Annotated in this window: 24 protein-coding genes; 13 read left to right on the top strand and 11 right to left on the bottom strand. The window is 72.7% G+C overall.

The window, feature by feature from the left end; translation table 11 throughout:
• Nucleotides 1–44 precede the first annotated feature (44 nt).
• From OQ02_RS02540 to pdxR, 5 genes are all read right to left on the bottom strand, one after another.
• Entirely contained in the window at nucleotides 45–701 is a 657-nt protein-coding gene (locus OQ02_RS02540; protein ID WP_033436504.1) for a class I SAM-dependent DNA methyltransferase, read from the bottom strand.
• A gap of 11 nt (nucleotides 702–712) precedes the next feature.
• Nucleotides 713–1,141, bottom strand: a complete 429-nt coding sequence (arfB, locus tag OQ02_RS02535) for an alternative ribosome rescue aminoacyl-tRNA hydrolase ArfB (RefSeq protein ID WP_033436503.1) — start codon at nucleotides 1,139–1,141, stop codon at nucleotides 713–715.
• A gap of 9 nt (nucleotides 1,142–1,150) precedes the next feature.
• Nucleotides 1,151–1,981 carry a hypothetical protein gene (locus OQ02_RS02530; protein ID WP_033436502.1) on the bottom strand — a complete coding sequence of 277 codons (831 nt, stop codon included), beginning with the start codon at nucleotides 1,979–1,981 and terminating at the stop codon, nucleotides 1,151–1,153.
• Entirely contained in the window at nucleotides 1,978–2,469 is a 492-nt protein-coding gene (locus OQ02_RS02525) for a SigE family RNA polymerase sigma factor (RefSeq protein ID WP_033436501.1), read from the bottom strand. Before OQ02_RS02525 ends, OQ02_RS02530 begins: the two co-directional genes overlap by 4 nt.
• An 83-nt stretch (nucleotides 2,470–2,552) precedes the next feature.
• Nucleotides 2,553–3,971: a MocR-like pyridoxine biosynthesis transcription factor PdxR gene (pdxR, locus tag OQ02_RS02520; protein WP_231499838.1), complete on the bottom strand. Its 1,419-nt coding sequence runs from the start codon at nucleotides 3,969–3,971 to the stop codon at nucleotides 2,553–2,555.
• A 46-nt stretch (nucleotides 3,972–4,017) separates the two neighbouring features.
• Here pdxR and OQ02_RS02515 point away from each other — a divergent pair, with 46 nt between their 5' ends.
• A complete protein-coding gene (locus tag OQ02_RS02515) occupies nucleotides 4,018–4,959 on the top strand; it encodes an aldo/keto reductase (protein WP_033436953.1) in 942 nt (313 codons plus the stop codon).
• Nucleotides 4,960–5,059: 100 nt separating this feature from the next.
• Here the strand turns inward: OQ02_RS02515 and purM are convergent, their stop codons facing one another.
• The 3 genes from purM to OQ02_RS02500 form a co-directional block, all read right to left on the bottom strand.
• Nucleotides 5,060–6,121, bottom strand: coding sequence for a phosphoribosylformylglycinamidine cyclo-ligase (gene purM, locus OQ02_RS02510; protein ID WP_033436500.1), 1,062 nt, complete (start codon nucleotides 6,119–6,121; stop codon nucleotides 5,060–5,062).
• Between the two features lie 78 nt (nucleotides 6,122–6,199).
• Nucleotides 6,200–7,732: an amidophosphoribosyltransferase gene (gene purF, locus OQ02_RS02505; protein ID WP_033436499.1), complete on the bottom strand. Its 1,533-nt coding sequence runs from the start codon at nucleotides 7,730–7,732 to the stop codon at nucleotides 6,200–6,202.
• A 104-nt stretch (nucleotides 7,733–7,836) separates the two neighbouring features.
• Nucleotides 7,837–8,568 (bottom strand): maleylpyruvate isomerase N-terminal domain-containing protein, encoded by a 732-nt coding sequence (locus OQ02_RS02500; RefSeq protein ID WP_033436498.1) that lies wholly within the window; start codon nucleotides 8,566–8,568, stop codon nucleotides 7,837–7,839.
• Between the two features lie 462 nt (nucleotides 8,569–9,030).
• On the opposite strand from OQ02_RS02500, the gene OQ02_RS02495 reads away from it, so the two are divergent.
• From OQ02_RS02495 to OQ02_RS02475, 5 genes are all read left to right on the top strand, one after another.
• A complete protein-coding gene (locus OQ02_RS02495; RefSeq protein WP_033436952.1) occupies nucleotides 9,031–9,726 on the top strand; it encodes a hypothetical protein in 696 nt (231 codons plus the stop codon).
• Nucleotides 9,723–10,502, top strand: coding sequence for an SDR family NAD(P)-dependent oxidoreductase (locus OQ02_RS02490; RefSeq protein WP_033436497.1), 780 nt, complete (start codon nucleotides 9,723–9,725; stop codon nucleotides 10,500–10,502). Before OQ02_RS02495 ends, OQ02_RS02490 begins: the two co-directional genes overlap by 4 nt.
• 67 nt (nucleotides 10,503–10,569) lie before the next feature.
• Entirely contained in the window at nucleotides 10,570–10,923 is a 354-nt protein-coding gene (locus tag OQ02_RS02485; protein WP_033436496.1) for a hypothetical protein, read from the top strand.
• Nucleotides 10,920–11,819 (top strand): WXG100 family type VII secretion target, encoded by a 900-nt coding sequence (locus tag OQ02_RS02480; protein WP_033436495.1) that lies wholly within the window; start codon nucleotides 10,920–10,922, stop codon nucleotides 11,817–11,819. The genes OQ02_RS02485 and OQ02_RS02480 overlap by 4 nt, the downstream gene beginning before the upstream one ends.
• The gene (locus tag OQ02_RS02475) at nucleotides 11,816–12,247 is read left to right on the top strand and encodes a hypothetical protein (protein ID WP_033436494.1); all 432 of its coding nucleotides are present in this window, start codon (nucleotides 11,816–11,818) and stop codon (nucleotides 12,245–12,247) included. The genes OQ02_RS02480 and OQ02_RS02475 overlap by 4 nt, the downstream gene beginning before the upstream one ends.
• A 115-nt stretch (nucleotides 12,248–12,362) precedes the next feature.
• Here OQ02_RS02475 and OQ02_RS02470 read toward each other — a convergent pair whose 3' ends face one another.
• Entirely contained in the window at nucleotides 12,363–12,932 is a 570-nt protein-coding gene (locus tag OQ02_RS02470; RefSeq protein ID WP_033436493.1) for a hypothetical protein, read from the bottom strand.
• A 53-nt stretch (nucleotides 12,933–12,985) separates the two neighbouring features.
• On the opposite strand from OQ02_RS02470, the gene pyrE reads away from it, so the two are divergent.
• From pyrE to OQ02_RS02445, 5 genes are all read left to right on the top strand, one after another.
• Nucleotides 12,986–13,540: an orotate phosphoribosyltransferase gene (gene pyrE / locus OQ02_RS02465; protein ID WP_033436492.1), complete on the top strand. Its 555-nt coding sequence runs from the start codon at nucleotides 12,986–12,988 to the stop codon at nucleotides 13,538–13,540.
• A gap of 1 nt (nucleotide 13,541) precedes the next feature.
• Nucleotides 13,542–14,231, top strand: coding sequence for a hypothetical protein (locus OQ02_RS02460; protein WP_033436491.1), 690 nt, complete (start codon nucleotides 13,542–13,544; stop codon nucleotides 14,229–14,231).
• A gap of 77 nt (nucleotides 14,232–14,308) precedes the next feature.
• Entirely contained in the window at nucleotides 14,309–14,698 is a 390-nt protein-coding gene (locus OQ02_RS02455; RefSeq protein ID WP_033436490.1) for a DUF2784 domain-containing protein, read from the top strand.
• Between the two features lie 36 nt (nucleotides 14,699–14,734).
• Entirely contained in the window at nucleotides 14,735–15,427 is a 693-nt protein-coding gene (locus tag OQ02_RS02450; protein ID WP_033436489.1) for a TrmH family RNA methyltransferase, read from the top strand.
• Nucleotides 15,428–15,452: 25 nt separating this feature from the next.
• Nucleotides 15,453–16,532: a glycoside hydrolase family 76 protein gene (locus OQ02_RS02445; protein ID WP_033436488.1), complete on the top strand. Its 1,080-nt coding sequence runs from the start codon at nucleotides 15,453–15,455 to the stop codon at nucleotides 16,530–16,532.
• On the opposite strand, the gene OQ02_RS02440 is transcribed toward OQ02_RS02445, so the two are convergent.
• Complete coding sequence (locus OQ02_RS02440) at nucleotides 16,513–17,283, bottom strand: sugar phosphate isomerase/epimerase family protein (RefSeq protein WP_033436487.1); 771 nt, start codon at nucleotides 17,281–17,283, stop codon at nucleotides 16,513–16,515. The two genes, OQ02_RS02445 and OQ02_RS02440, sit on opposite strands and share 20 nt — an antisense overlap.
• A gap of 28 nt (nucleotides 17,284–17,311) precedes the next feature.
• Nucleotides 17,312–18,268: a LacI family DNA-binding transcriptional regulator gene (locus OQ02_RS02435; protein WP_033436486.1), complete on the bottom strand. Its 957-nt coding sequence runs from the start codon at nucleotides 18,266–18,268 to the stop codon at nucleotides 17,312–17,314.
• Nucleotides 18,269–18,345: 77 nt separating this feature from the next.
• Here OQ02_RS02435 and OQ02_RS02430 point away from each other — a divergent pair, with 77 nt between their 5' ends.
• Both OQ02_RS02430 and OQ02_RS02425 read left to right on the top strand, forming a co-directional pair.
• Nucleotides 18,346–19,167, top strand: coding sequence for a PfkB family carbohydrate kinase (locus OQ02_RS02430; RefSeq protein ID WP_033436485.1), 822 nt, complete (start codon nucleotides 18,346–18,348; stop codon nucleotides 19,165–19,167).
• Nucleotides 19,149–19,784 (top strand): nucleoside/nucleotide kinase family protein, encoded by a 636-nt coding sequence (locus OQ02_RS02425; protein ID WP_231499837.1) that lies wholly within the window; start codon nucleotides 19,149–19,151, stop codon nucleotides 19,782–19,784. Before OQ02_RS02430 ends, OQ02_RS02425 begins: the two co-directional genes overlap by 19 nt.
• Nucleotides 19,785–19,815: the final 31 nt, after the last annotated feature.

The raw sequence follows: 19,815 nt of genomic DNA, 5'->3' as shown, positions 1-19,815 counted from the left end.
CGGCCCTGGCTGGGCTCACTCCGGCACGGCTAGCTCCAGCTCGGCTAGCTCCGGCTCGGGTCGCTCGGGCCGGGCTTGCGGACGATCAGGTAGCTCTGCGGCGTCTTCTCCGGGCCGACCGGCTGCCGGTCCAAGCGGGTGTGGGGCTCGAAGCCGGCCTCGGCGAGCTGGGCGAGAACCCGGTCGGGATCGAGGCGGAACACGTCCAGCGAGATGTCGTGCCCGTAGCCCTGCTCCAGCCGCCGGACGTCGTCGCCGACCTGGAACGCCATCAGCAGCAGCCCACCGGGCGCGAGGACGCGGTGGAACTCGGCGAACACCTCGGGGTGCAGCTCCCACGGCACGTGGATCACCGAGTACCAGCCCAGCGCGCCGCCCAGGGAACCATCCGGCAGGTCGAGGTCGAGCATCGAGCCGACCTCGAACCGCAGGTCGGGGTGGTCGCGGCGGGCGACGGCGACCATCTCGGGCGACAGGTCCAGGCCGAACACGTCCACGCCGAGGCCGTGCAGGTGACCGGCGATCCGGCCGGGACCGCAGCCGATGTCCGCGACCGGGCCGTCCACCAGTTCGGCGAACAGCCCGAGCACCGCCCGGTCCGCCGGGCTGGACGCGAGGTGGTCGCGCAAAACGTCCGCGTAGTCGTCGGCGACGGTGTCGTAGGCGGTGCGGGCCATGGTGAGGAATTCGGGCTCGGTCACGCCCCGGAACCCTAATCCCAGCCGCCGCCGCGACGACCGTTCTTCGTCTGGGCGCGGCGCTTCTTCTCGGCGATGCGGCGTTCCTGCGAACCCTTGGTGGGCTTGGTCTTGCGCCGGACCGGCGGTGGCGCGGCAGCCGCGTCGCGCAGGGTGTTCGTCATCCGCTCACGGGCTGCCTGGCGGTTCTGGAGCTGGGCGCGGTGCTCGCTCGCGGTGATCGTGAGCACCCCGTCCACCAGGCGCTTCTCCAGCCTGGACACCATGCGGACGCGCAGCCACTCGGGCACGGACGGCGAAGCAGCCAGGTCGAAGCTCAGCTCGACCCGGCTGTCCGCCGTGTTCACGCCCTGGCCGCCGGGGCCGGAGGACCTGGAGAACCGCTCGCTCAACTCGGCCGCCGGTATCACCAGCGTCCGCGTCACGGTCAAGTCCTCAGGCACCCCTACAGGCTAGAACGCGAACCCCGGGTGTGTCGCGATCTTTGCCAGCTGCTCCCAGGTGAGCGGCGGCGCGGTCCCGTTGCTCGTGGCCTTGTCGCTGCTGTTCGACGTCTGCGCCGACATCACCGCGCCGTCGGGCGTGGCGGTCCTCACCGTGACCAGCGTGATGCCGTTGTGCTCCTGCGTGGACACCGCGACGGCCTTGCCGCCGTACTCCAGCGACTGGCACGACGTGTCCGCGGCCTCGCACGCCGCCTCGCCCGGGTACAGGTGGAGCAGCACCGAACCCCGACCCACCGGGGTGGTGACGTCCGTGAGCGACAGGTACGCGTTCGCGTTGCTGATGCGGAACGTCCACGGGTCCATCGGGGACTGCGGCACCGGCGTGCCCTGCGCGTCGGCCGGGATCGCGCCCGACCCGGCGAGCAGCACGCCCAGCTCGGCGGCCCGCTCGGGCGTCACCGGCTTGGGCGGCTGCGGTTGCGCCATGGACGACGGGGCGTTGGACGAACCCGGCTTGGTGGTTTCCGTGGTCGCGGGCGCCGATTCGGTGGTGGCCGGCACGGCCTCGGTGGTCAGCGTCGGCTCGGACGGCACCGTCGTCGCCGAGGACTGCCCCGCCGCCACTTGGAGGTCGGCCCCTCCGCTCCCCCCTCCGGCTCCCGACCAGAGCAACGCCGGGACGGCCACCGCGGCGACGGTGGCGAGCACGGCGGCACCGGTGTAGCCGCGGCGGAAGGTGGCCTTGCGCCGGCCGACCTTCAGGATCGCCGCCCGGTCGATGCTCAGCGGCGGCTCGTCGTCGAACGCGGTCGCCAGGGTCTGCTTCATGTCGGTCATCGCTGCTCCTCGAGGATGTGGCCGCCGAGAAGGTCGCGCAGGGCGGCGAGGCCTTTCGCCGCCTGGCTCTTCACGGTGCCTTCGGTCCGACCGAGCAGTCGGGCGGTTTCGGTGACGCTCAGGTCCTCCCAGTAGCGGAGGACCACGACGGTGCGCTGCCCCATCGGCAGCAAGGCCAGCGCCCGGCGCACGTCCAGGTCGGCGGGCGCCGTACCGGACGTCGGTGTCTCCGGGACGGAGTCGACCACCGTCTCCCGCCTCCTGAACCCGCGCCGCGACTCGTCGATCGCCGCCCGCACCAGGATCTTGCGGGCGTACGCGTCGACGCTCTGCCGACGCACCCGCGGCCAGACGACGTACAACTTCGTCAGCGCCGTCTGCACCAGGTCCTCCGCGCGGTGCCAGTCGCCGCACAGCAGGTACGCGGTCCTCCGCAGCACCAACGCGCGGGCGTCGACGAACTCACCGAACTCGCGATCGCGTTCCACTCACCCTCCTCGGTCGCCGATTAGTACGGATCGGCGGCCACGGGAGGTTGTCGCGACCGGCGCACTCCGTCCACATCGGGCGGTCACGGCGGACAGGTCGGACGCAGCGCTTCGCGCAGGAGCGCGACGGCCGTGGGGATCTCCGTGTCGCTGATGTTGCCGTACCCGAGGACGAGCGCGCGCTCCGCCGACCCCTCCACCCGGTAGTCGTCCAGGTCCGTCAGGCGCAGACCGGCGGCAGCCGCGTCCCGGACCGCGCCGCCGGTGTCGGCGTCGTCCGGCAGGTGCAGCAGGACGTGCAGCCCGGCGGCGGTGCCGGAGACCCTGCCCTCCGGCACCAGGTCGGCGAGCGTCCGGACCAGCAGGTCACGGCGGGCGCGGAACCGTCGTCGCGCCGCACGCAGGTGGGCGTCGTACCACCCGCGGTCGATGAAGGTGGCCAGCGCCAGTTGGTCCAGCACCGGCGGCGCGGCGGCCACCGGGTTCGCGGCCCGGAGCGCGCGGGTCGTCGCGGCCGGTGCGACGAGCCAGCCCAGGCCGAGGGCGGGTGACAGCGTCTTGCTGACCGAGCCGAGGAGGAACACCCGGCCCGGGTCCATCCCCTGCACGACGGCCACCGGGTGGTGGTCGTAGCGGAACTCGGCGTCGTAGTCGTCCTCGACGACGAAGCCGTCCACCTCGCGCGCCCAGCGCACCAGCCGTGCCCGGCGGCCGGGGGACAGCACCGTGCCGGTGGGGAACTGGTGCGCCGCACCGATGACGACGGCCCTGGCCGGCGTGCGGGCGAGCTCGTCGACGCGGAGGCCGTCGTGGTCCACGGGCACCGGGTGCACGCGCATGCCGGCGCTCGTCGCCGCGTCCCTCAGCCGGCCCCAGCCGGGGTCCTCCACGGCCAGGTCGGCGATCCCCTCGGCGACCAGCGCCCGGCACGTGCGCACCAGACCGTCCGTGACGCCCGCGCACACCGTCACCGACGCGGCGTCCGCGTCCGCGCCGCGCGAGCGCCGCAGGTACTCCGCCACGGTCGTCCTCAGCACCGCGTGCCCGGAGCGGTCCGGCAGGCCGAGGTCGTAGTGGACGGCCGAGCCGGTGACCGCCCGGACGGCGTCCGCCCAGCGGCGGCGGGGGAACGCCCGCACGTCCGGCAGGCCGGGGGCGAGGTCGTACCGGACCGGTGCGGGCTCCGGTGCGCGCGGCGTGCGAGGCGGCGACGCCACGGCGTCCGGCGACCACGAGACCCGCGTCGCGGAACCCACCCGTGCGGCGAGGTAGCCCTCCGCGACGAGCTGCCCGTACGCCTCCGTCACCACCCACCGCGAGCAGCCGAACTCCTCGGCGAGCGCCCGGCTCGGCGGCACGGCGGCGCCTTCCACCAGCCGGCCGTCCCGGATCGCGGCGCGCAGCGCGTGGGCCAGGCGATCGTGGAGGCGACGCCCGCCGCGCCCCGGCGGGCCGACGTCCAGCAGCGTCGCCCACGCGAAATTGGTCTGGGAAACCACCACGGGATTGGAGCGTACTGCCGATCCGGATCGACCTACCGTGGCGGACATGACGGACAACCTGGCTCTGGGGGCCATGCTCTTCGGCACGGTTCAGGACGAGCGCCGATCGTTCGAGCTGCTGGACCGCTTCGTCGACGCCGGCGGCACCTGGATCGACACCGCGAACTGCTACTCGTTCTGGGAGGACCCGACCGGCTTCGGCGGGCAGAGCGAAACGGTGCTCGGGCGCTGGCTGGCGGCCCGCCCGGGTGTCCGCGACCGGGTCCGGATCAGCACCAAGGTGGGCTGCGAGCCGACCGTGGCGGGGAAGTTCCCGGAGTCGGCCGAGGGGCTGTCCGCCGCGGTGATCAAGAACGGCATCGAGGGCAGCCTCCGCCGGCTCGGCACGGACCACGTGGAGCTGTACTGGGCGCACAAGCCAGACCCGGTCACACCGCTGGAGGAGACGGTCGCCGCCTTCGGCGAGCTGGTGTCGGCGGGCACGGTCGGCCGCCTCGGCTGCTCCAACTACCCGGTGTGGCAGGTCGAACGGGCGCGGCGGATCGCGCGGGCCGACGGCTGCACCGGCTTCACGGCCGTGCAGCAGCACCACACCTACCTGCAACCACGCCCCGCCACCCAGCCCACCGTGGTGCACCGGTTCGGCGCGGTCACCGACGAGGTGCTGCACTACCTGGAGCACAACGCGGACATGGCGCTGTGGGCGTACACGCCCCTGCTGAGCGGCCGGTACACCCGCGCGGACAAGCCGCTGCCGGCGGAGTACGACCACCCGGGCACCACCCGCCGGCTCGCCGTGCTCGACGAGGTCGCCGCCGAGACCGGCACCAACCGCAACCGGGTCGTGCTGGCGTGGCTGACCGGGGGCCGCCCGGCCGTGACGCCGATCGTCGGCGTCAGCACGGTCGGGCAGCTGGACGAGGCGGTCGCGGCGATGTCGCTGGAGTTGACCGCCGACCAGCGCGAACGCCTCGACGCCGCCGTGTGAGGACACAGTGCGCCGACGCGCCGTAACGACGCGCTGTAACGACGGCTGCGGCCCCGGTGGATCACCGGGGCCGCAGCCGCGAACCGTGAGGAGCCGGGGGCTAGAAGCGGGGGTGGTCGCCGACCAGGGCGGCACCCGGCTCGTCCGAGCGGACCACCTCGCCCAGCACCCACGCGGGCACGTGGCGGGCGGTGAGCACGGCCAGGGAGCGGTCGACGTCCTCGGGCGCGACCACCGCGACCATGCCGACGCCCATGTTGAACGTCTTCTCCATCTCCTCGCGCTCCACCCGGCCGCGCTGGGCGATCAGGGCGAACACCGGGGCGGGCGTCCACGTGCCCCGGTTCAGCTCGGCGCGCAGGCCCTCGGGCAGCACGCGGGCCAGGTTGGCGGCCAGGCCACCACCCGTGACGTGCGCGAACGTGCGCACCTCCGCCTCGGCGGCCAGCGCGAGGCAGTCCTTGGCGTAGATCCGGGTCGGCTCCAGCATCTCCTCGCCGAGGGTGCGGCCGAACTCCTCGACGTGACCCTCCAGCGGCATCCGGGCGATCTCCAGCAGCACGTGCCGGGCCAGGGAGTACCCGTTCGAGTGGAGGCCGGACGAGCCCATGGCGATCACCACGTCACCCGCGCGCACCCGGTCCGGGCCGAGCATCGCGGACGCCTCGACCACGCCGACACCCGTGCCGGAGATGTCGTAGTCGTTCGCGCCCATCAGGCCGGGGTGCTCGGCGGTCTCGCCGCCCAGCAGCGCGCACCCCGCCAGCACGCAGCCCTCGGAGATGCCCTTGACCAGCGCCGCGATCTTGTCCGGCACGACCTGGCCGATCGCGATGTAGTCCTGCATGAACAGCGGCTCCGCACCGCACACCACGAGGTCGTCCACGACCATCGCGACCAGGTCGATGCCGATCGTGTCGTGCTTGTCCAACGCCTGCGCGACCGCGATCTTGGTGCCGACCCCGTCCGTGGAGGACGCGAGCACCGGCTCCTTCCAGCGGTCGAGCTTGAGCTGGAACAGCCCCGCGAAGCCGCCGATGCCGCCGAGCACTTCGGGACGCTGCGCCTTCGCCGCCCACGGCTTGAGCTTCTCCACCGCCTCGTCGCCGGCTTCGATGCTTACCCCAGCTGCGGCGTAGGTCGCCTTGGCGCTGTCCGTCACGTCTCTGTGCTCCACACTTTCAGGGCATCTGTTTCTTCATTGGGCACGCGTACGGGCGCGCACCCGCCTAACCGGCGCTCAGGGCCGTTGAAGAGCGTCTTCGGCACCGTACCCGTTCGTCAGGACGGGGGCGGCAGAGCCGGCGACGCCCCGGATCCCTTCGAGCAGGTGCTTGCCGATCAGCGCGTCGTCGGGCAGCTCGATCGGGTAGTCGCCGTCGAAGCAGGCGCAGCACAGCCGGGTCTTCGGCTGCTCGCTGGCCGCGATCAGCTCCTCCAGCGACACGTAGCCCAACGAGTCGGCGCCCACCGAGCGGCGGATGCCGTCGGTGTCCAGGCCGTTCGCGATGAGCTCGGCGCGGGAGGCGAAGTCGATGCCGTAGAAGCACGGCCACTTCACCGGCGGCGACGCGATCCGCACGTGCACTTCGAGCGCACCCGACTCGCGCAGCATCCGGACCAGCGCGCGCTGCGTGTTGCCGCGGACGATCGAGTCGTCCACCACGACCAGCCGCTTGCCGCGGATGACGTCGCGCAGCGGGTTCAGCTTCAGCCGGATGCCCAGCTGGCGGATCGTCTGCGACGGCTGGATGAACGTGCGGCCCACGTACGCGTTCTTGACCAGGCCCGAGCCGTACGGGATGCCGCTGGCCTGGGCGTACCCGATCGCGGCGGGCGTGCCGGACTCGGGCACCGGGATGACCAGGTCGGCCTCCACCGGGTGCTCCACCGCGAGGCGGCGGCCGATCTCCACGCGCGTGGCGTGCACCGAACGGCCGGCGATCGTGGTGTCCGGGCGGGCCAGGTAGACGTACTCGAAGATGCAGCCCTTGGGCTCGGGCGTGGCGAACCGGCTGGACCGGAGGCCGTTCTCGTCGATCGCGATCAGCTCGCCCGGCTCGACCTCGCGGACGAACGACGCGCCGACGATGTCCAGCGCCGCCGTCTCGCTCGCGACGACCCAGCCGCGCTCCAGCCGGCCCAGGACCAGCGGGCGCACGCCCTGCGGGTCGCGGGCCGCGTAGAGGGTCGACTCGTCGGAGAACGCGAGGCAGAACGCGCCGCGCAGCGTCGGCAGCAGCTGCAAGGCCGCCTGCTCGATGCCGATGTCGGCGGCCTGCGCGGCGAGCAGCCCGCAGATCAGGTCGGAGTCGGTGGTCGCGCCGTGGCTGGTGTCGACGCCCGCCTCGCGGGCGCGGGCCATCAGCTCGGCGGTGTTCACCAGGTTGCCGTTGTGGCCGAGGGACAGCCCGGAACCGGTGGCCGTGGTGCGGAACGTCGGCTGCGCGTTCTCCCACGTGGTTGAACCGGTGGTGGAGTAGCGGCAGTGCCCGACCGCGACGTGGCCGCGCAGCGACTGGAGCACCTGCTCGTCGAACACCTGGCTGACCAGGCCGAGGTCCTTGAAGACCACCACCTGGCTGCCGTCGCCGACCGAGATGCCGGCGGCTTCCTGGCCCCGGTGCTGGAGGGCGTACAGGCCGTAGTAGGTGAGCTTCGAGACGTCTTCGCCGGGTGCCCAGACGCCGAACACGCCGCATTCCTCGCGGGGTTCACGTTCTTCCTGGGTTTCGGGGTCAGTGCGGCCGGTTGCTGAATGGTCGGTGACCACCGGGTGCTCCCTAGCGACGAGGGTCTGGCTGCACCCACGAGTGTAAGGCTGATGGGGGTGGTACTACCCCCATCAGAACCCCTGCGACGTGACCAAACGCACCTTCAGTCGAGCTTGAGGGCGTACCGGACCCGCTCGTCACCGCTGTGCTTGAGCGGGAGGCGACCCCACAGGCCGTAGTGGACGAGCTGGGCCTCGCCGGTGATCCGGAGATCGGCCTCCTCGCCCGGCCACGCCGACCGCACCTCCGGCACGACGCCGGGCGCGAACGTCACCACCCACGCCTCGGGCACGTCCGTGAGCTGGACCAGGGCGGTGCCCTTGGCGGTCGGCGGCACGTCGGTCGAGTGCTTGGCGGCGAGCAGGGTGGTCAGCGCCTCGTCGATGCCGTCCACCGCGAAGTCCGCGTCGCCGGACACCAGCTCGCGCAGGGCCGCCTGCGCGTCCCAGCGGCGCAGGTCCAGCTCGTGCGCGATGCGGCGGTGCCAGACCCACGCGAGGTCCGGGGCGGCCGGGGAGAACGTCCAGGCGGTGCGGTTGCCGGGCACGGCGGGCAGCAGTTCGGCGGCCTTCGCCAGCTGGGCGTCCAGGTACTCCAGCGGTGGCACGTCGGCGGGCGGGCGTGGCAGGCGCAGCTGCACGGTGCTGCCGGTGCGGAGGTATTCGAGCGACGTCTCCAGGAACCGCCCGACGTGCAGGGTCAGCTCGGTGAACGTCCAGCCGGGGCAGCTCGGCACCTTGGCGGCGGGATCGGCCTTGCCGACCGCCGCCCGGAACATCGCGGCCTGCTCGGTGAAGACCCCGGTCCACCGCTGGGTGGTCCAACCTCCTGGCACGTCCAGCCTCCCGCGTCACGTCGATCGGTGCGGTCATCGTGCCGCACCGGGACGCGCCGCGACGCCGGAAGCCCAGATTCTCCCCACTCGGCGGCGACTCCGACCCGATCACCACGGCCGGTGGAGGGGAAGGGCCGCCGGGCGCGTCGAGCCGCGCGGCGGCGTCGCCCCCGCCGCGCGAGCTCACCCGGCGTGAACTCCCGCAGCGGTCTCCACCGCCGCGAAGGGCCACACCGCACCTAACTCTCCGGGGGACCCCTGTTTTCCACACTGCCAGAAGGGGCCGACACGCCCGAGCCGTCCGGGTGTGGGCTGTGGACGAGGGGTGGGCCTGTGGACAACCGGGGGACGCCCTGACGTCGCCGGCAGACCTCCGCGATCCGGGTAACAGCTTGATCCGTTTGCGCGAACCACGCCCCAAGTGATCTTCGTTTGTTCACCGCCGCCCGCTACTCTCGCACCGTGGGCATACCGGCGTGGGTCTGGTTCACCGTCGCCGCGGTAGCGGGCGTCGCGGGGTTCGCCCTGCTCGCCACCGACCGGGCGCAACGAACCGCGCGTAACCGCGAACGCCGCCGCTGGGCGGCGTTGCGCGGCTGGCAGTTCGAGGAGACCGACCACGTGCTGCCCACCCGCTGGGAGAGCGGCGCGATCGCCTACTACGGCACCGGCGTCGCCAAGGACGTGGTCGCCGGCTCCACGTTCACCGCGGACGGCCGCCGCCAGGTCTACGTGCTCGACCACGAAACCGGCGGCAAGGTCAACTCGGTGCTGGTCGGCGTGCGCTGCCGGCGGACGTTGTCCGTGGTCGTCGAGCTGTGGCTGCCCAGCGTCCCGTTCCAGCGCGACCAGATGCCCGACCTGCTCGGCCCGGTCGGCTCGCGGTACGCGTTCGTCAGCGAGCTGCCCGCCGCGCGCAAGCTCATCACCCCCGACCTGGTGGACGCCGCCGAGGAGATCGGCGGTGACGTCACCGTGGTCTGGCTCGAGGACGACTGGGTGCTGGCCGCCGCGCCGCCCAACTCCACGCCCGCCCGGCTGGAACGGCTGCTGCGCGACCTCGGCGAGCTGGCCGACGTGATCGACCCGTTCGAGGTGGACCCCGATTCGGACACCGGCGGCGAAGTGCACCGCCCGCAGTTCGGGCGCAAGCCGTGACGCCGCCGACCGCCCTGGTGACGGGCGCGACGTCCGGCATCGGCGCCGCGTTCGCCCGCCGCCTCGCCGCGGAGGGCCACGACCTGGTGCTCGTCGCCCGCACGGTGGAGCGGCTGGAGGAGACGGCGGCGAAGCTGCGCGCGGCGCACGGCATCAAGGCCGAGGTGTTGCCCGCCGACCTGGCGAGCGCGGACGGCCGGGCCGCGGTCGAGGCCTTCCTGGCCGAGCGCGAGGTCGACCTGCTGGTCAACAACGCGGGCTTCGCCCTCTCGGCCGAGTTCTTCACCGCCGCACCGCTCGCGCTCCAGTCCCAGCTCGACGTGAACGTGACGAGTGTGCTGCGGCTCACACGTGCCGCCCTGCCGGGCATGGTGGCGCGTGGCCGCGGCGCGGTGGTCAACGTGTCCAGCGTGGCCGGTTTCCTGCCGGGCCGCGGCACGACGTACAGCGCGGACAAGGCGTGGGTGACGGCGTTCTCCGAGGGCATGGCGATGGCCACGGCGGGCACCGGCGTGCGCGTGATGGCGCTGTGCCCGGGTTTCGTGCGCACCGAGTTCCACCAGCGCGCGCGGATCGACATGTCGAAGACGCCCGACGTGCTCTACCTCGACGCGGACCGCGTGGTGCACGACGCGCTCGCCGACCTGCGCGCGGGCAAGCCGCTGTCCATCCCGGGCGCCCAGTACAAGGCCATCACGCTGTTCGCGCGTTTCGTTCCGCGGGCCTTGCTGCGGCGGCTAGCCTCCCGCGCAGCGGGCGGCCGAGGTCGCACTTAGATCGTCGGGAACCTGAACCCGGTTCGGTCCGTCCCACTCCACTAGTTGGAACAGGGAGGAACCGTCCATGGGCGAACAGTTCAGAGTGGAGCCGCCGGAGCTCCGCGGGTACAGCGAGTTGCTCACCCGCAACGCGCAGCACTTCATGACTATCAAGGAGCACGCGGTCACGAAGGGCGGCGACACCTCCGGCTTCACCGGTCTGCTCTCCTTGTTGCAGCCCATCGTCACCGGCGTCGCCTCCCTCTACGGGGAGACGCTCGACTTCGCGAACCAGATGATGGTCAAGGAAGCCGAGTCCCTCAGCCAGGCCGCCGACATGTACGAGAAGGGCGAGGAGCAGGTGATGAACCTGATCGACCAGGTGCTCGCGCAGCTCCACTCGGTCGCCGAGGCGCCCTCGCTCGGAGGTGGCCGATGACCGCGTACGCGGACGTCGAAGACCCGTCGGCAGCGCTCGGCGCGGCGGCGGAGGACCGGCCCGGTCGGCAGTCGACCAAGGAGCTCATCGAGAAGGCCGGCTGGAAGATCCAGGGCGTCAACTGGATCTACGAGAAGGTCACCGGCGAGAACCTGCTGGACGCGCTGATCAAGCCGCTGCTCGGCGACTTCGAGAAGATCGACGAGAACGCCAACGCGTGGGACCGGGTGGCCAAGGCCCTCGACTCCGTGCGGCACAACGTGGACGCGGGCGCCGAGCAGCTGGCGCCGCACTGGGACGGCGACGCGGCCAAGGCGTTCGAGACGCGCATGGGCACGATGTGGGTCATCGCCATCGAGGCGGACTCGCAGATCGCGCGGATCATCGGCAACCAGTTCCGGTCGACCGCGAGCACCTGCCGCACCGCGTGCGGTCTCGCGCTGACGCTGCTGGACATGCTCGTCGGCAAGCTGATGGAAGCCGCGATGACGGCGTGGATCCCGGTCGTCGGCTGGGGCCGCGCGGTGTGGATGGTGTACGACGCGATCCAGATCGTGGACGCCATCCGCAAGATCATCATCTCCATCCAGACGCTGATCGAGGGCGTCCAGGGCATGATCGACGGCGTCGTGGCCATGGGCACCGCGCTGTCGAAGCTGAAGGACGTGCGCGACGTCGGCGACCTGCTGGACGTGGTCGACGGGTACCAGGACGGCAAGGAGAAGTACGACAACGGCGTGGCCGCGGCGAAGTCCGGCGCGATCGGTGTCGGGTTGGGCGCCTACAGCCTCGGCAAGGCCGGGAACGCGGCCAGTGGCCGTTACAGCACGCCGCCGCCCACAGCACCGCCGCCCGCACCCGCTCCGGCGGCCTCCGGTGGAGGTGGAGGACAGTGACGTTCCCGTACGACAAGGCCCGGTTGGACGCGCTGGTCGCCGACGTGGAACAGCGGATGGCGAACGTCGAGCAGACCGCCCGTGCGGCGAGCCAGGTGCAGATGCGGTCCCGTGGGCTGACGCAGGCCGACTTCGCAGAGATCTCGCGGTTCGCCAACAGCCCGGGTGCGCCGAAGGAGCTGAAGGACCTGGCCCGGCGGGTGGACGCGGGCGAGATGTCCTGGGAGGACATCGCGTCCGGGCGCGCGGTGGACGACGAGGGCGTGCAGAAGGCCCTGCAGACCGGTGTGCCGGACCTTCAGCGCGCGTACACGGCGATCCAGGCGGGCGACGACCCCGAGGACGTCATCTCGGCGGGCACGCCCCGGGCGAGCGGTCCCCGCGATGACGACGACGAGCCGAACAAGTTCACCGAGGACGCCTGGTAGCAGCTGTCGGGCGTCGGTGGCAGCGGACACCGGCGCCGGCCGGCGGGCGAGGACGGGGCGGATCACCGGACGGTGAGCCGCCTCGCCGCACCACGACCAGCCGCGAGACCGGGGGTCAGGTCAGGGTGGGGAAGTCGAAGCTGCCGCCGCTGGTGTGGTTCGTCCCGACCCCGCGCACCACGTCGTACGCCACCGCCGCCGCGATCGCCAGCGACCGGACGGGGTCCGGCGTGCCGGGGCGGAGGTTCAGCACGTCCCGCCGCACCCGCCGCCCGTCCCGCTTCGTGATCGCACCCAGGCTGAACGACGCCACCTCGTGCAGCAGGCACAGCCGCTGCCCGCCCGCGTCGAGCAGCCCGTACGCGCCGTGCCCCTCCTGCCGCACCGAACCGAGCACCGCGCCGTTCGGCAGCGCCACCTCCGTCGGCGGCTTCCCGGCGCCCTTGCGGATCAGCAGCAGCTGCTGACCGTGGCCGGACAGGACCAGGTCGAACCTGGTGCGGCCGGAGAACGCCGTGGCGCGCAACAGCTTCCGCAGAGGTCCAGTGAACCCGCGTTCGGAGACCGTCGCGATCGCACCGCCACGCCCGTCGTAGACGTCGTTCCGGTACTTGGTGCTCAGCACGTGCCGCAGCACGCCCCAGGGCTGCTCGATGACGAAGGTGTCGGTGCCGGGAAGGGTCACGGTGTGCCAGCGTACGGCCCGGTATGACACTCTTGGGACCCGTGCGAGCTGAAGTGGTTCTGGACGCCTCCGCGAAAGCCGAATTGGCGCGGTTGGTGAGCGAGTTGGCCGTGGTGCACGGCAAGGTCACGCTGTCCTCGGGCAAAGAGGCCGACTACTACATCGACCTGCGCCGGGCGACGCTCCACCACGCCGCCGCCCCGCTGATCGGCAGGCTGCTCCGGCAGCTCACCGCCGACTGGGACTACGTCGCGGCGGGTGGTCTGACGTTGGGCGCCGACCCGGTGGCCTGCGCGATGATGCACGCCGCGGCCGGTGCCGGTGAGGTGCTGGACGCGTTCGTGGTGCGCAAGGCGGCCAAGCAGCACGGCATGCAGCGGCGGATCGAGGGCATCGAGGTGGCCGGGCAGCGGGTGCTGGCGGTCGAGGACACGTCCACGACCGGTGGCAGCGTGCTGACCGCCGTGGAGGCCCTGCGGGAGGGCGGCGCCACGGTGATCGGCGTCGCGACCGTCGTGGACCGCGGCACCGGCGCGCGCGAGGTGATCGAGGACGCCGGGCTGCCGTACCGGTACCTGCTCGACCTCGCCGACCTGGGCCTGGCCTGACGTGCTCGCGCTGGTCCTGCTCCTGGTGATCATGGCGATCCTCGGTGCCGGGATCGCGGTGGGGCTGTCGCGCCGCAAGCGGAACCCGTTCACGAACCAGCAGTTCGTGAGCGAGTGGGAGCAGCGGATGCGGGCCCTGGAGGCATCCCTCGGCTGGCGGTTCGTGGCCGAGGACCAGGGGTTCCAGGAACGCGTGCCGCAGGTCGGCCGGATGCTGGAGGCCGACCGGAGCCGGGTGAAGTTCCAGCTCGTCGGCCACTGGCGCGGTGTGCCGGTGCTGGCCGTCGAGGTGGTGTTCCGCGCGGACAACGTGGTGACGTCGGAGTACCGGACCTACGCGGTGGTCGTGGTGCCGCGGCCGATGCCGGGGCCGTGGGTGCTGATCAGCCCGCGCAACGACACCGTGTGGGGCCTGTTCGAGCAGTTCGTGCCCAGCGGCGACCCGGCGTTCGACGAGCGCTACGAGGTGCGCCGGCGGAACCCGGCGTTCGCGTCGGCGCTGCTCGGCTCGGGCCTGCCGCAGGCGCTGCTGCACGACCCGCGGGCGAACGGGGTGGCGATCGCGTTCGACGAGCACAACCTCGCCGCCGCCGTGCCGGGCCCGCTGGTGCAGGCGCCGCTGGGCCACTTGGCCGACCTGCTGCTGGACGTGGCGGGCCGGGTGCCCTGGCAGGCACTGCCGCGCGGCTGACCGCTCCCTCGTCACACCCTCATATTTGAGGGGCATGTGATCGCTTGGCGGCCTACTCTGGGAACAGGGAGGTCGCTATGAACGCGCGCGCGTTGGCCGAGCTCGTCATGGTGGTTCACTTCGGGGTCCTGCTGTTCCTGGTCGTCGGCGGCTTCCTGGCCTGGCGGTGGCCGAAGCTGCTGCGCTTCCACCTGGCGATGGCGACCTGGGGCCTGCTGGTCGTGATGTTCCCGATCGCCTGCCCCCTCACCTGGCTGGAGAACACCCTGCGCACGGCCGCGGGCCGGCCACCGCTCGCGAGCGGCTTCATCGACACCTACATCGACGGCGTCCTGTACCCGGATTCCGCCGCGCGGCTGGTGCAGGTCGTGGTGGGGTTCGTCGTCGTCACGTCGTGGGTCGGTTACCACGTCAAGCGCCGCGCCGAGCAGAGCGCACCGGGCCACCGCGGCGCCGAGTCGGCCTGACTACGATCGCCCCGGTCTTCCAACGCCGGGGGTGACGTGGCCGAGCGAGTGATCCTCGAGGGGTTCCACGCGGTCAAGCACGCGGTCCGGTTCGGGGCCGCGGTCGGCCGGGTGGTGGTGCTGGACAAGGAGAAGGCGCTGGGCTTGGCCCGGTCGCACGCGCCCGACCTGGTCGGCGTGTTCGAGGAGCGGGCCGAGGTGGTGGACGCCGCCGGGTTCCTGCGGGTGGTCGGGCGGTCGCACCCGACGGGCGTCGGCGGGGTCGCCGAACGGCCGGGAACCCTCGACGTGGACCGGTCCGCGCCGTTGGTGCTGCTGGACAACCCGCGGAACCTGGGGAACTTCGGCGCGGTGATCCGGGTGGCCGCGGGGCTCGGCGCCGGCGGGGTCGTCTCGCTCGGCGACGTCGACCCGTGGCACCCGAACGTGCTGCGCGGCAGCGCGGGGCTGCACTTCGCGCTGCCGGTCGGCCGACTGGCGGGGATCGGGGACGTCGAGGGGACCGTGATCGCGTTCGACGCCGGCGGGCAGGAGCTGCGGGACGCGCGGATACCGGACGACGCGGTGCTGGCCTTCGGGTCGGAGCGGCACGGCCTGTCGGACGAGGTGCGGGCGCGGGCGGACCTGGTGGTGTCGTTGCCGATGCGGCCCAAGGTGTCCAGCTACAACCTGACCACCAGCGTCGCCATGGGCCTCTACCACTGGGAGCTGTTCCGGCGGGCTTCTTGAGCGATCCAGTGGGCAGGCTGGTGGCGTGACTACGCCGAAGCTCCACGCCGCCCGCGCGGGTGTCGCCGAACGTGCGGTCGAGTCCCGGCACCTGCGCCGGGTCTGGGGACTGCCGGGCACGGCCCTCGGCGTGGTCGGGTGGCCGGTCGACTGGCCTGGCCGGCTGCACGTCCGGTTCGGCTACTGGTGGCAGGCGCACCTGCTCGACTGCGTCCTCGACGCGCAGCTCCGCGCACCACGCGCGGCACGGGCGGCGCTGGTGAAGCGGCTCGTGCGCGGCATCCGGGTGCGCAACCTGGTCGGCTGGACCAACGACTACTACGACGACGTGGCGTGGCTCGGGCTCGCGCTGCTGCGCGCCGAGCGGGAAGCCGGGATCGCGAAGCCCAGGGCCGTCGCCGCCATCGCGGACCGGCTCCGCTCGGGCTGGACCGACCACGGCGGCGGCGGCATCTGGTGGAAGCGGAACGACGACTTCAAGAACGTACCGGCGAACGGCCCGGCGGCGATCCTGTTCGCCCGGCTCGGCGACCCGGCCGACCTCGGCCGCGCGAGGTCCGTCGTGGACTGGATCGAGGACAGCCTGGTGGACGGCGAGACCGGCCTGGCGTGGGACGGGCTGCACGTCCACCCCGACGGCTCGGTCCGGGAGATCGAGAAGAACACCTACACCTACTGCCAGGGCGTGCTGCTGGGCGCGTGCGTGGAGCTGGACTCCGCCCGCTACCGGGACGCGGCGGCGCGGATCGTCGGCGCGGTGGACAAGCACCTCGCCACCGACGGCGTCCTGCGCGGCCACGGCGGCGGTGACGGCGGCCTGTTCAGCGGCATCCTCACCCGGTACCTGGCCCAGGCGGCGCTGCGGCTCGACCGGCCGGAAGCGGCACGGGCGGCCGACATCGTGTTCAGCTCGGCCGAGGCGGTGTGGGCGAACCGGACCGCGGTGGTGGGCGGGCCGCTGTTCGGTCCGGAGTGGACGAAGCCGGCCGTCCGGCCCTCGCGCGGCGGACCGGAGCGGGACCTGTCCGTCCAGCTGGGCGGGTGGATGGCGTTGGAGGCCGCCGCCCTGCTGGAGCGCAGCGGGATCACGCCGCCGCGGCGCTGAGCCACCCCAGCAACGTCGCGGCGTCGGCCCGGAACGCCGCGGGCGAGTCGTCGGCGACGAACTCCAGCAACGCGAACCGGTCGACGCCGTCCCGGTCCAGCTCCCGCAGCAGGGGCGACCACAGGTCTTCGCGTGCGGCCAGCGGCAGCCGGTCGGACCAGCCGCCCGGACCCCACGAGAACACGTGCGCGGTCGTCAACGCGGGCAGCAGCGCCCGCACCTCCCGCACCGCGTCCGCCACGTCCTGCGCGCCGCCCGGCTGCCAGTACGGCACCACCGAACCGTGCCAGACCTCGGCGAACAGGCGCGTCGCGGAGTCCAGCGCGTCCGTCAACGTGTCCGGGTGGTACTCCAACGCCACGCGCACCCCCGCCGCCTCGGCCGCGTCCGCCGCCGCGCGGATCGCGTCGACCACGACAGCCCGCTGCCCGGCGGACGTGGTGGCCGACCCGGTGTTGCCCGCCCACACCCGGACCTGCGGCGCGCCCAGCTCCACGGCCGTCGCCAGCACCGCGTCCCACGCGGCCGGGTCCGTCACGCCCGCGCGGTAGTACGAGCCGTAGGAGGAGACGGTCAACCCGGCGTCCGCGCACCGCTGCCGCGCGTCCTTCGCCGCCACCAGGTCGTTCAGGGGGACGTGCACGTCACCGCCCCACTCGACGGCCTTGAGACGGCAGTCGAGCGCGAGCGCCACCACCTCGGGCACGGACAACGCGCGGAAAGTCACCGAGACCAGGCCGGGCAGCAGCACGCCGGCAACGCTACCCGTGACGAGGAGGTCAGTGGCAGCCGCAGGACCGGCGGTGCCGCAACGCCGGCGGCAGGCGGATCGTCTCCGGCGGCCGGGTCGGGTCCTCGATGCGCGCCAGCAGCAGCCGCACCGCCATCCGCCCGATCTCCTCCACCGGCTGCGCCATCGCGGTCAGCGGCGGGTCGACCAGCTCGGCCCACTCGACCTCGTCGTACGCCACCAGCGCCAGCTCCGACCCGATCCGCACGCCCCGCGCGCGAGCTGTCCGCAGCACGTCCATCAGCACCTGGTGGTCGCTCACCACCACGCCGGTGACGCGCCCGAGCAGCGGGTCGAGCGACGGCCGCACCAGCTCCTCGTCCCACGCCAACCCGGCCCGGCCGAGACCGAGCCGGTAGCCGAGCACGCGCTCGTCCGTGGTCGGCACGCCCGTCGGACCGCACACCAGGCCGATCCGCCGGTGCCCCAGCTCCGCGAGGTGCTTCACCAGCGTGGACGTGGCCTGCACGTTCTCCGGGCCGACCTGGTCGACCTCCTGCGCCACGGTGAGCCGGTCCACCAGCACGGTTGGCACGCCGAGCCGGCGCAGCTCGGGCAGCGCGGCCGAACCGGACGTCGGCGTGAGCAGCACACCGTCCACCCGGCGCGAGCGCAGCATCCGGACCGCCGCCTGCTCCGACTCGGCGGTGTCCCGGGTGTCGATCAGCACCAGCGTGTAGCCGGACCTGGTCGCCTCGCTCTCGATCGCGGCGATCAGCTCGGCGAAGTACGGGTGCGACACCAGCGACACCGCGAGGCCGAGCGACTTCGTGCCGCCCGTGACGAGCGAGCGCGCGATGGCGTCGCCGGTGTAGCCCGTCTCCTCGACGGCCTTCAGCACCCGTTCCCGGGTGGCGGTGGCGACCGACCTGGTCTCGTTGATCACGTGTGAGACCGTGGTGATGGAGACGCCGGCGAGACTGGCGACCTCCCGCATGGTGACCATGGACTCGTCCCCGTTCGGGCCGGCGCAAGCGATTGCGTGGGGACTTTACCTGGTAGGAGGGACGTGCCGTGGCTTCTGTGCTGTGTGTCGGGCTGACCACCGTGGACGTCAGCCAGCAGGTGGCGGAGTTCCCCGGGCCGGGGCAGAAGGTGCAGTCGCTTGGCGTGCACCTGGCTCCCGGCGGCCCGGCCGCGAACGCCGCCCGCGCCGTAGCCGCCCTCGGGCACCGCGCGGTGCTGCTGACCGCACTGGACGGTGAGCTGGGCGGGTTCGCGCGGTCCCGGCTGCACCCGGTGGAGGTGCACTCGGTCGGGGCCGGCCCGGCGTTGAGCATGGTCGTGGTGCGGGAGCGGGACGGCGAGCGGACCGTCGTCTCGCGCAACGCGGCGGAGTCCGGGCTCACCGGCGAGGTGGACCCGGCGCTGGTCGGAGCGGCCGACGTGGTGCTGGTGGACGGCCACCTCGGGCCGCTCGCCCTGCGAGCCGCCCACCTGGCGCGACGCGCGGGCGTGCCGGTGGTGCTGGACGCGGGCAGCTGGAAGCCCGTGCTGGACGACCTGCTGCCCCTGGTGGACGTCGCCGCGTGCTCGGCCTCCTTCGAGCTGTCCGAGGCCGAGGTGCACGACCGCGGCGTGCCGCTGGTGATCCGGACGAACGGACCGCGTCCCGTCACCTGGTCGCGCGGTGGTGCCACGGGCGCGCAACCGGTACCTGTTGTCGAGGCGCGCGACACCAACGGCGCGGGCGACGTGTGGCACGGCGCGCTGGCGGTCGCGGTCGCGCAGCGGATGGCGGTGGACGAAGCCGTCCGCTGGGCGAACGAGGTCGCCGCGGTGCGCGTGCGCCACACCGCGTTGGACTGGGTGGAGGAGCTGGGACGGTGGCAGGACAGCAGGTGAGGTTCGACGAGCTGGTCGAGCGCGCGCGGCGGCTGGTGGACACCGGTGAGCGCCGGCTGCTCGGCATCGGCGGCGCGCCGGGCTCGGGCAAGTCGACGTTGGCCCGCCGGCTGGTGGACGCGCTCGGCGAGGACGCCGTGCTGGTCGGGATGGACGGCTTCCACCTGGCACAGGCCGAGCTGGAACGGCTGGGCATCGCCGACCGGAAGGGCGCGCCGGACACGTTCGACATCCCCGGTTACGTCGACATGCTCGGCCGGTTGAAGGCGTGCGGGCCGGACGTCGTGTACGCGCCGGAGTTCCGCCGCGAGATCGAGGAGCCGATCGCCTGCGCGGTGCCGGTCGACCCCTCCGTGCCGCTGGTCGTCACCGAGGGCAACTACCTGCTGCTCCAGTACGACAAGTGGAAGCGCGTGCGGGTCGTGCTGGACGAGGCGTGGTTCCTGATGATCGACGAGGACCTGCGGGTGGCCCGGCTGATCGACCGGCACGTCCGCTACGGGCGGTCCGAGGAGGACGCCAGGGAACGCGTGATGCACGGGACGGACCACGTCAACGCGCTCATGGTGAACGCGTCGAAGTCCGCCGCCGACCTGCTGATCACGGAAGTGCTGTGACGTGCTGCGACGCCCGGCCGTGACGTGCTGT

It is taken from the genome of Saccharothrix sp. NRRL B-16314, assembly GCF_000716595.1.
Lineage (GTDB): Bacteria > Actinomycetota > Actinomycetes > Mycobacteriales > Pseudonocardiaceae > Actinosynnema.
This window is presented reverse-complemented; position numbering and strand designations above follow the sequence as displayed.

Bases quoted from the DNA above. Each gene is read 5' to 3' on its own strand.
- OQ02_RS02515 (WP_033436953.1), top strand. From the start codon at position 4,018: ATGACGGACAACCTGGCTCTGGGGGCCATGCTCTTCGGCACGGTTCAG.
- OQ02_RS02485 (WP_033436496.1), top strand. From the start codon at position 10,570: ATGGGCGAACAGTTCAGAGTGGAGCCGCCGGAGCTCCGCGGGTACAGC.
- OQ02_RS02455 (WP_033436490.1), top strand. From the start codon at position 14,309: ATGAACGCGCGCGCGTTGGCCGAGCTCGTCATGGTGGTTCACTTCGGG.
- OQ02_RS02530 (WP_033436502.1), bottom strand. From the start codon at position 1,981: ATGACCGACATGAAGCAGACCCTGGCGACCGCGTTCGACGACGAGCCG.
- OQ02_RS02435 (WP_033436486.1), bottom strand. From the start codon at position 18,268: ATGGTCACCATGCGGGAGGTCGCCAGTCTCGCCGGCGTCTCCATCACC.
- OQ02_RS02480 (WP_033436495.1), top strand. From the start codon at position 10,920: ATGACCGCGTACGCGGACGTCGAAGACCCGTCGGCAGCGCTCGGCGCG.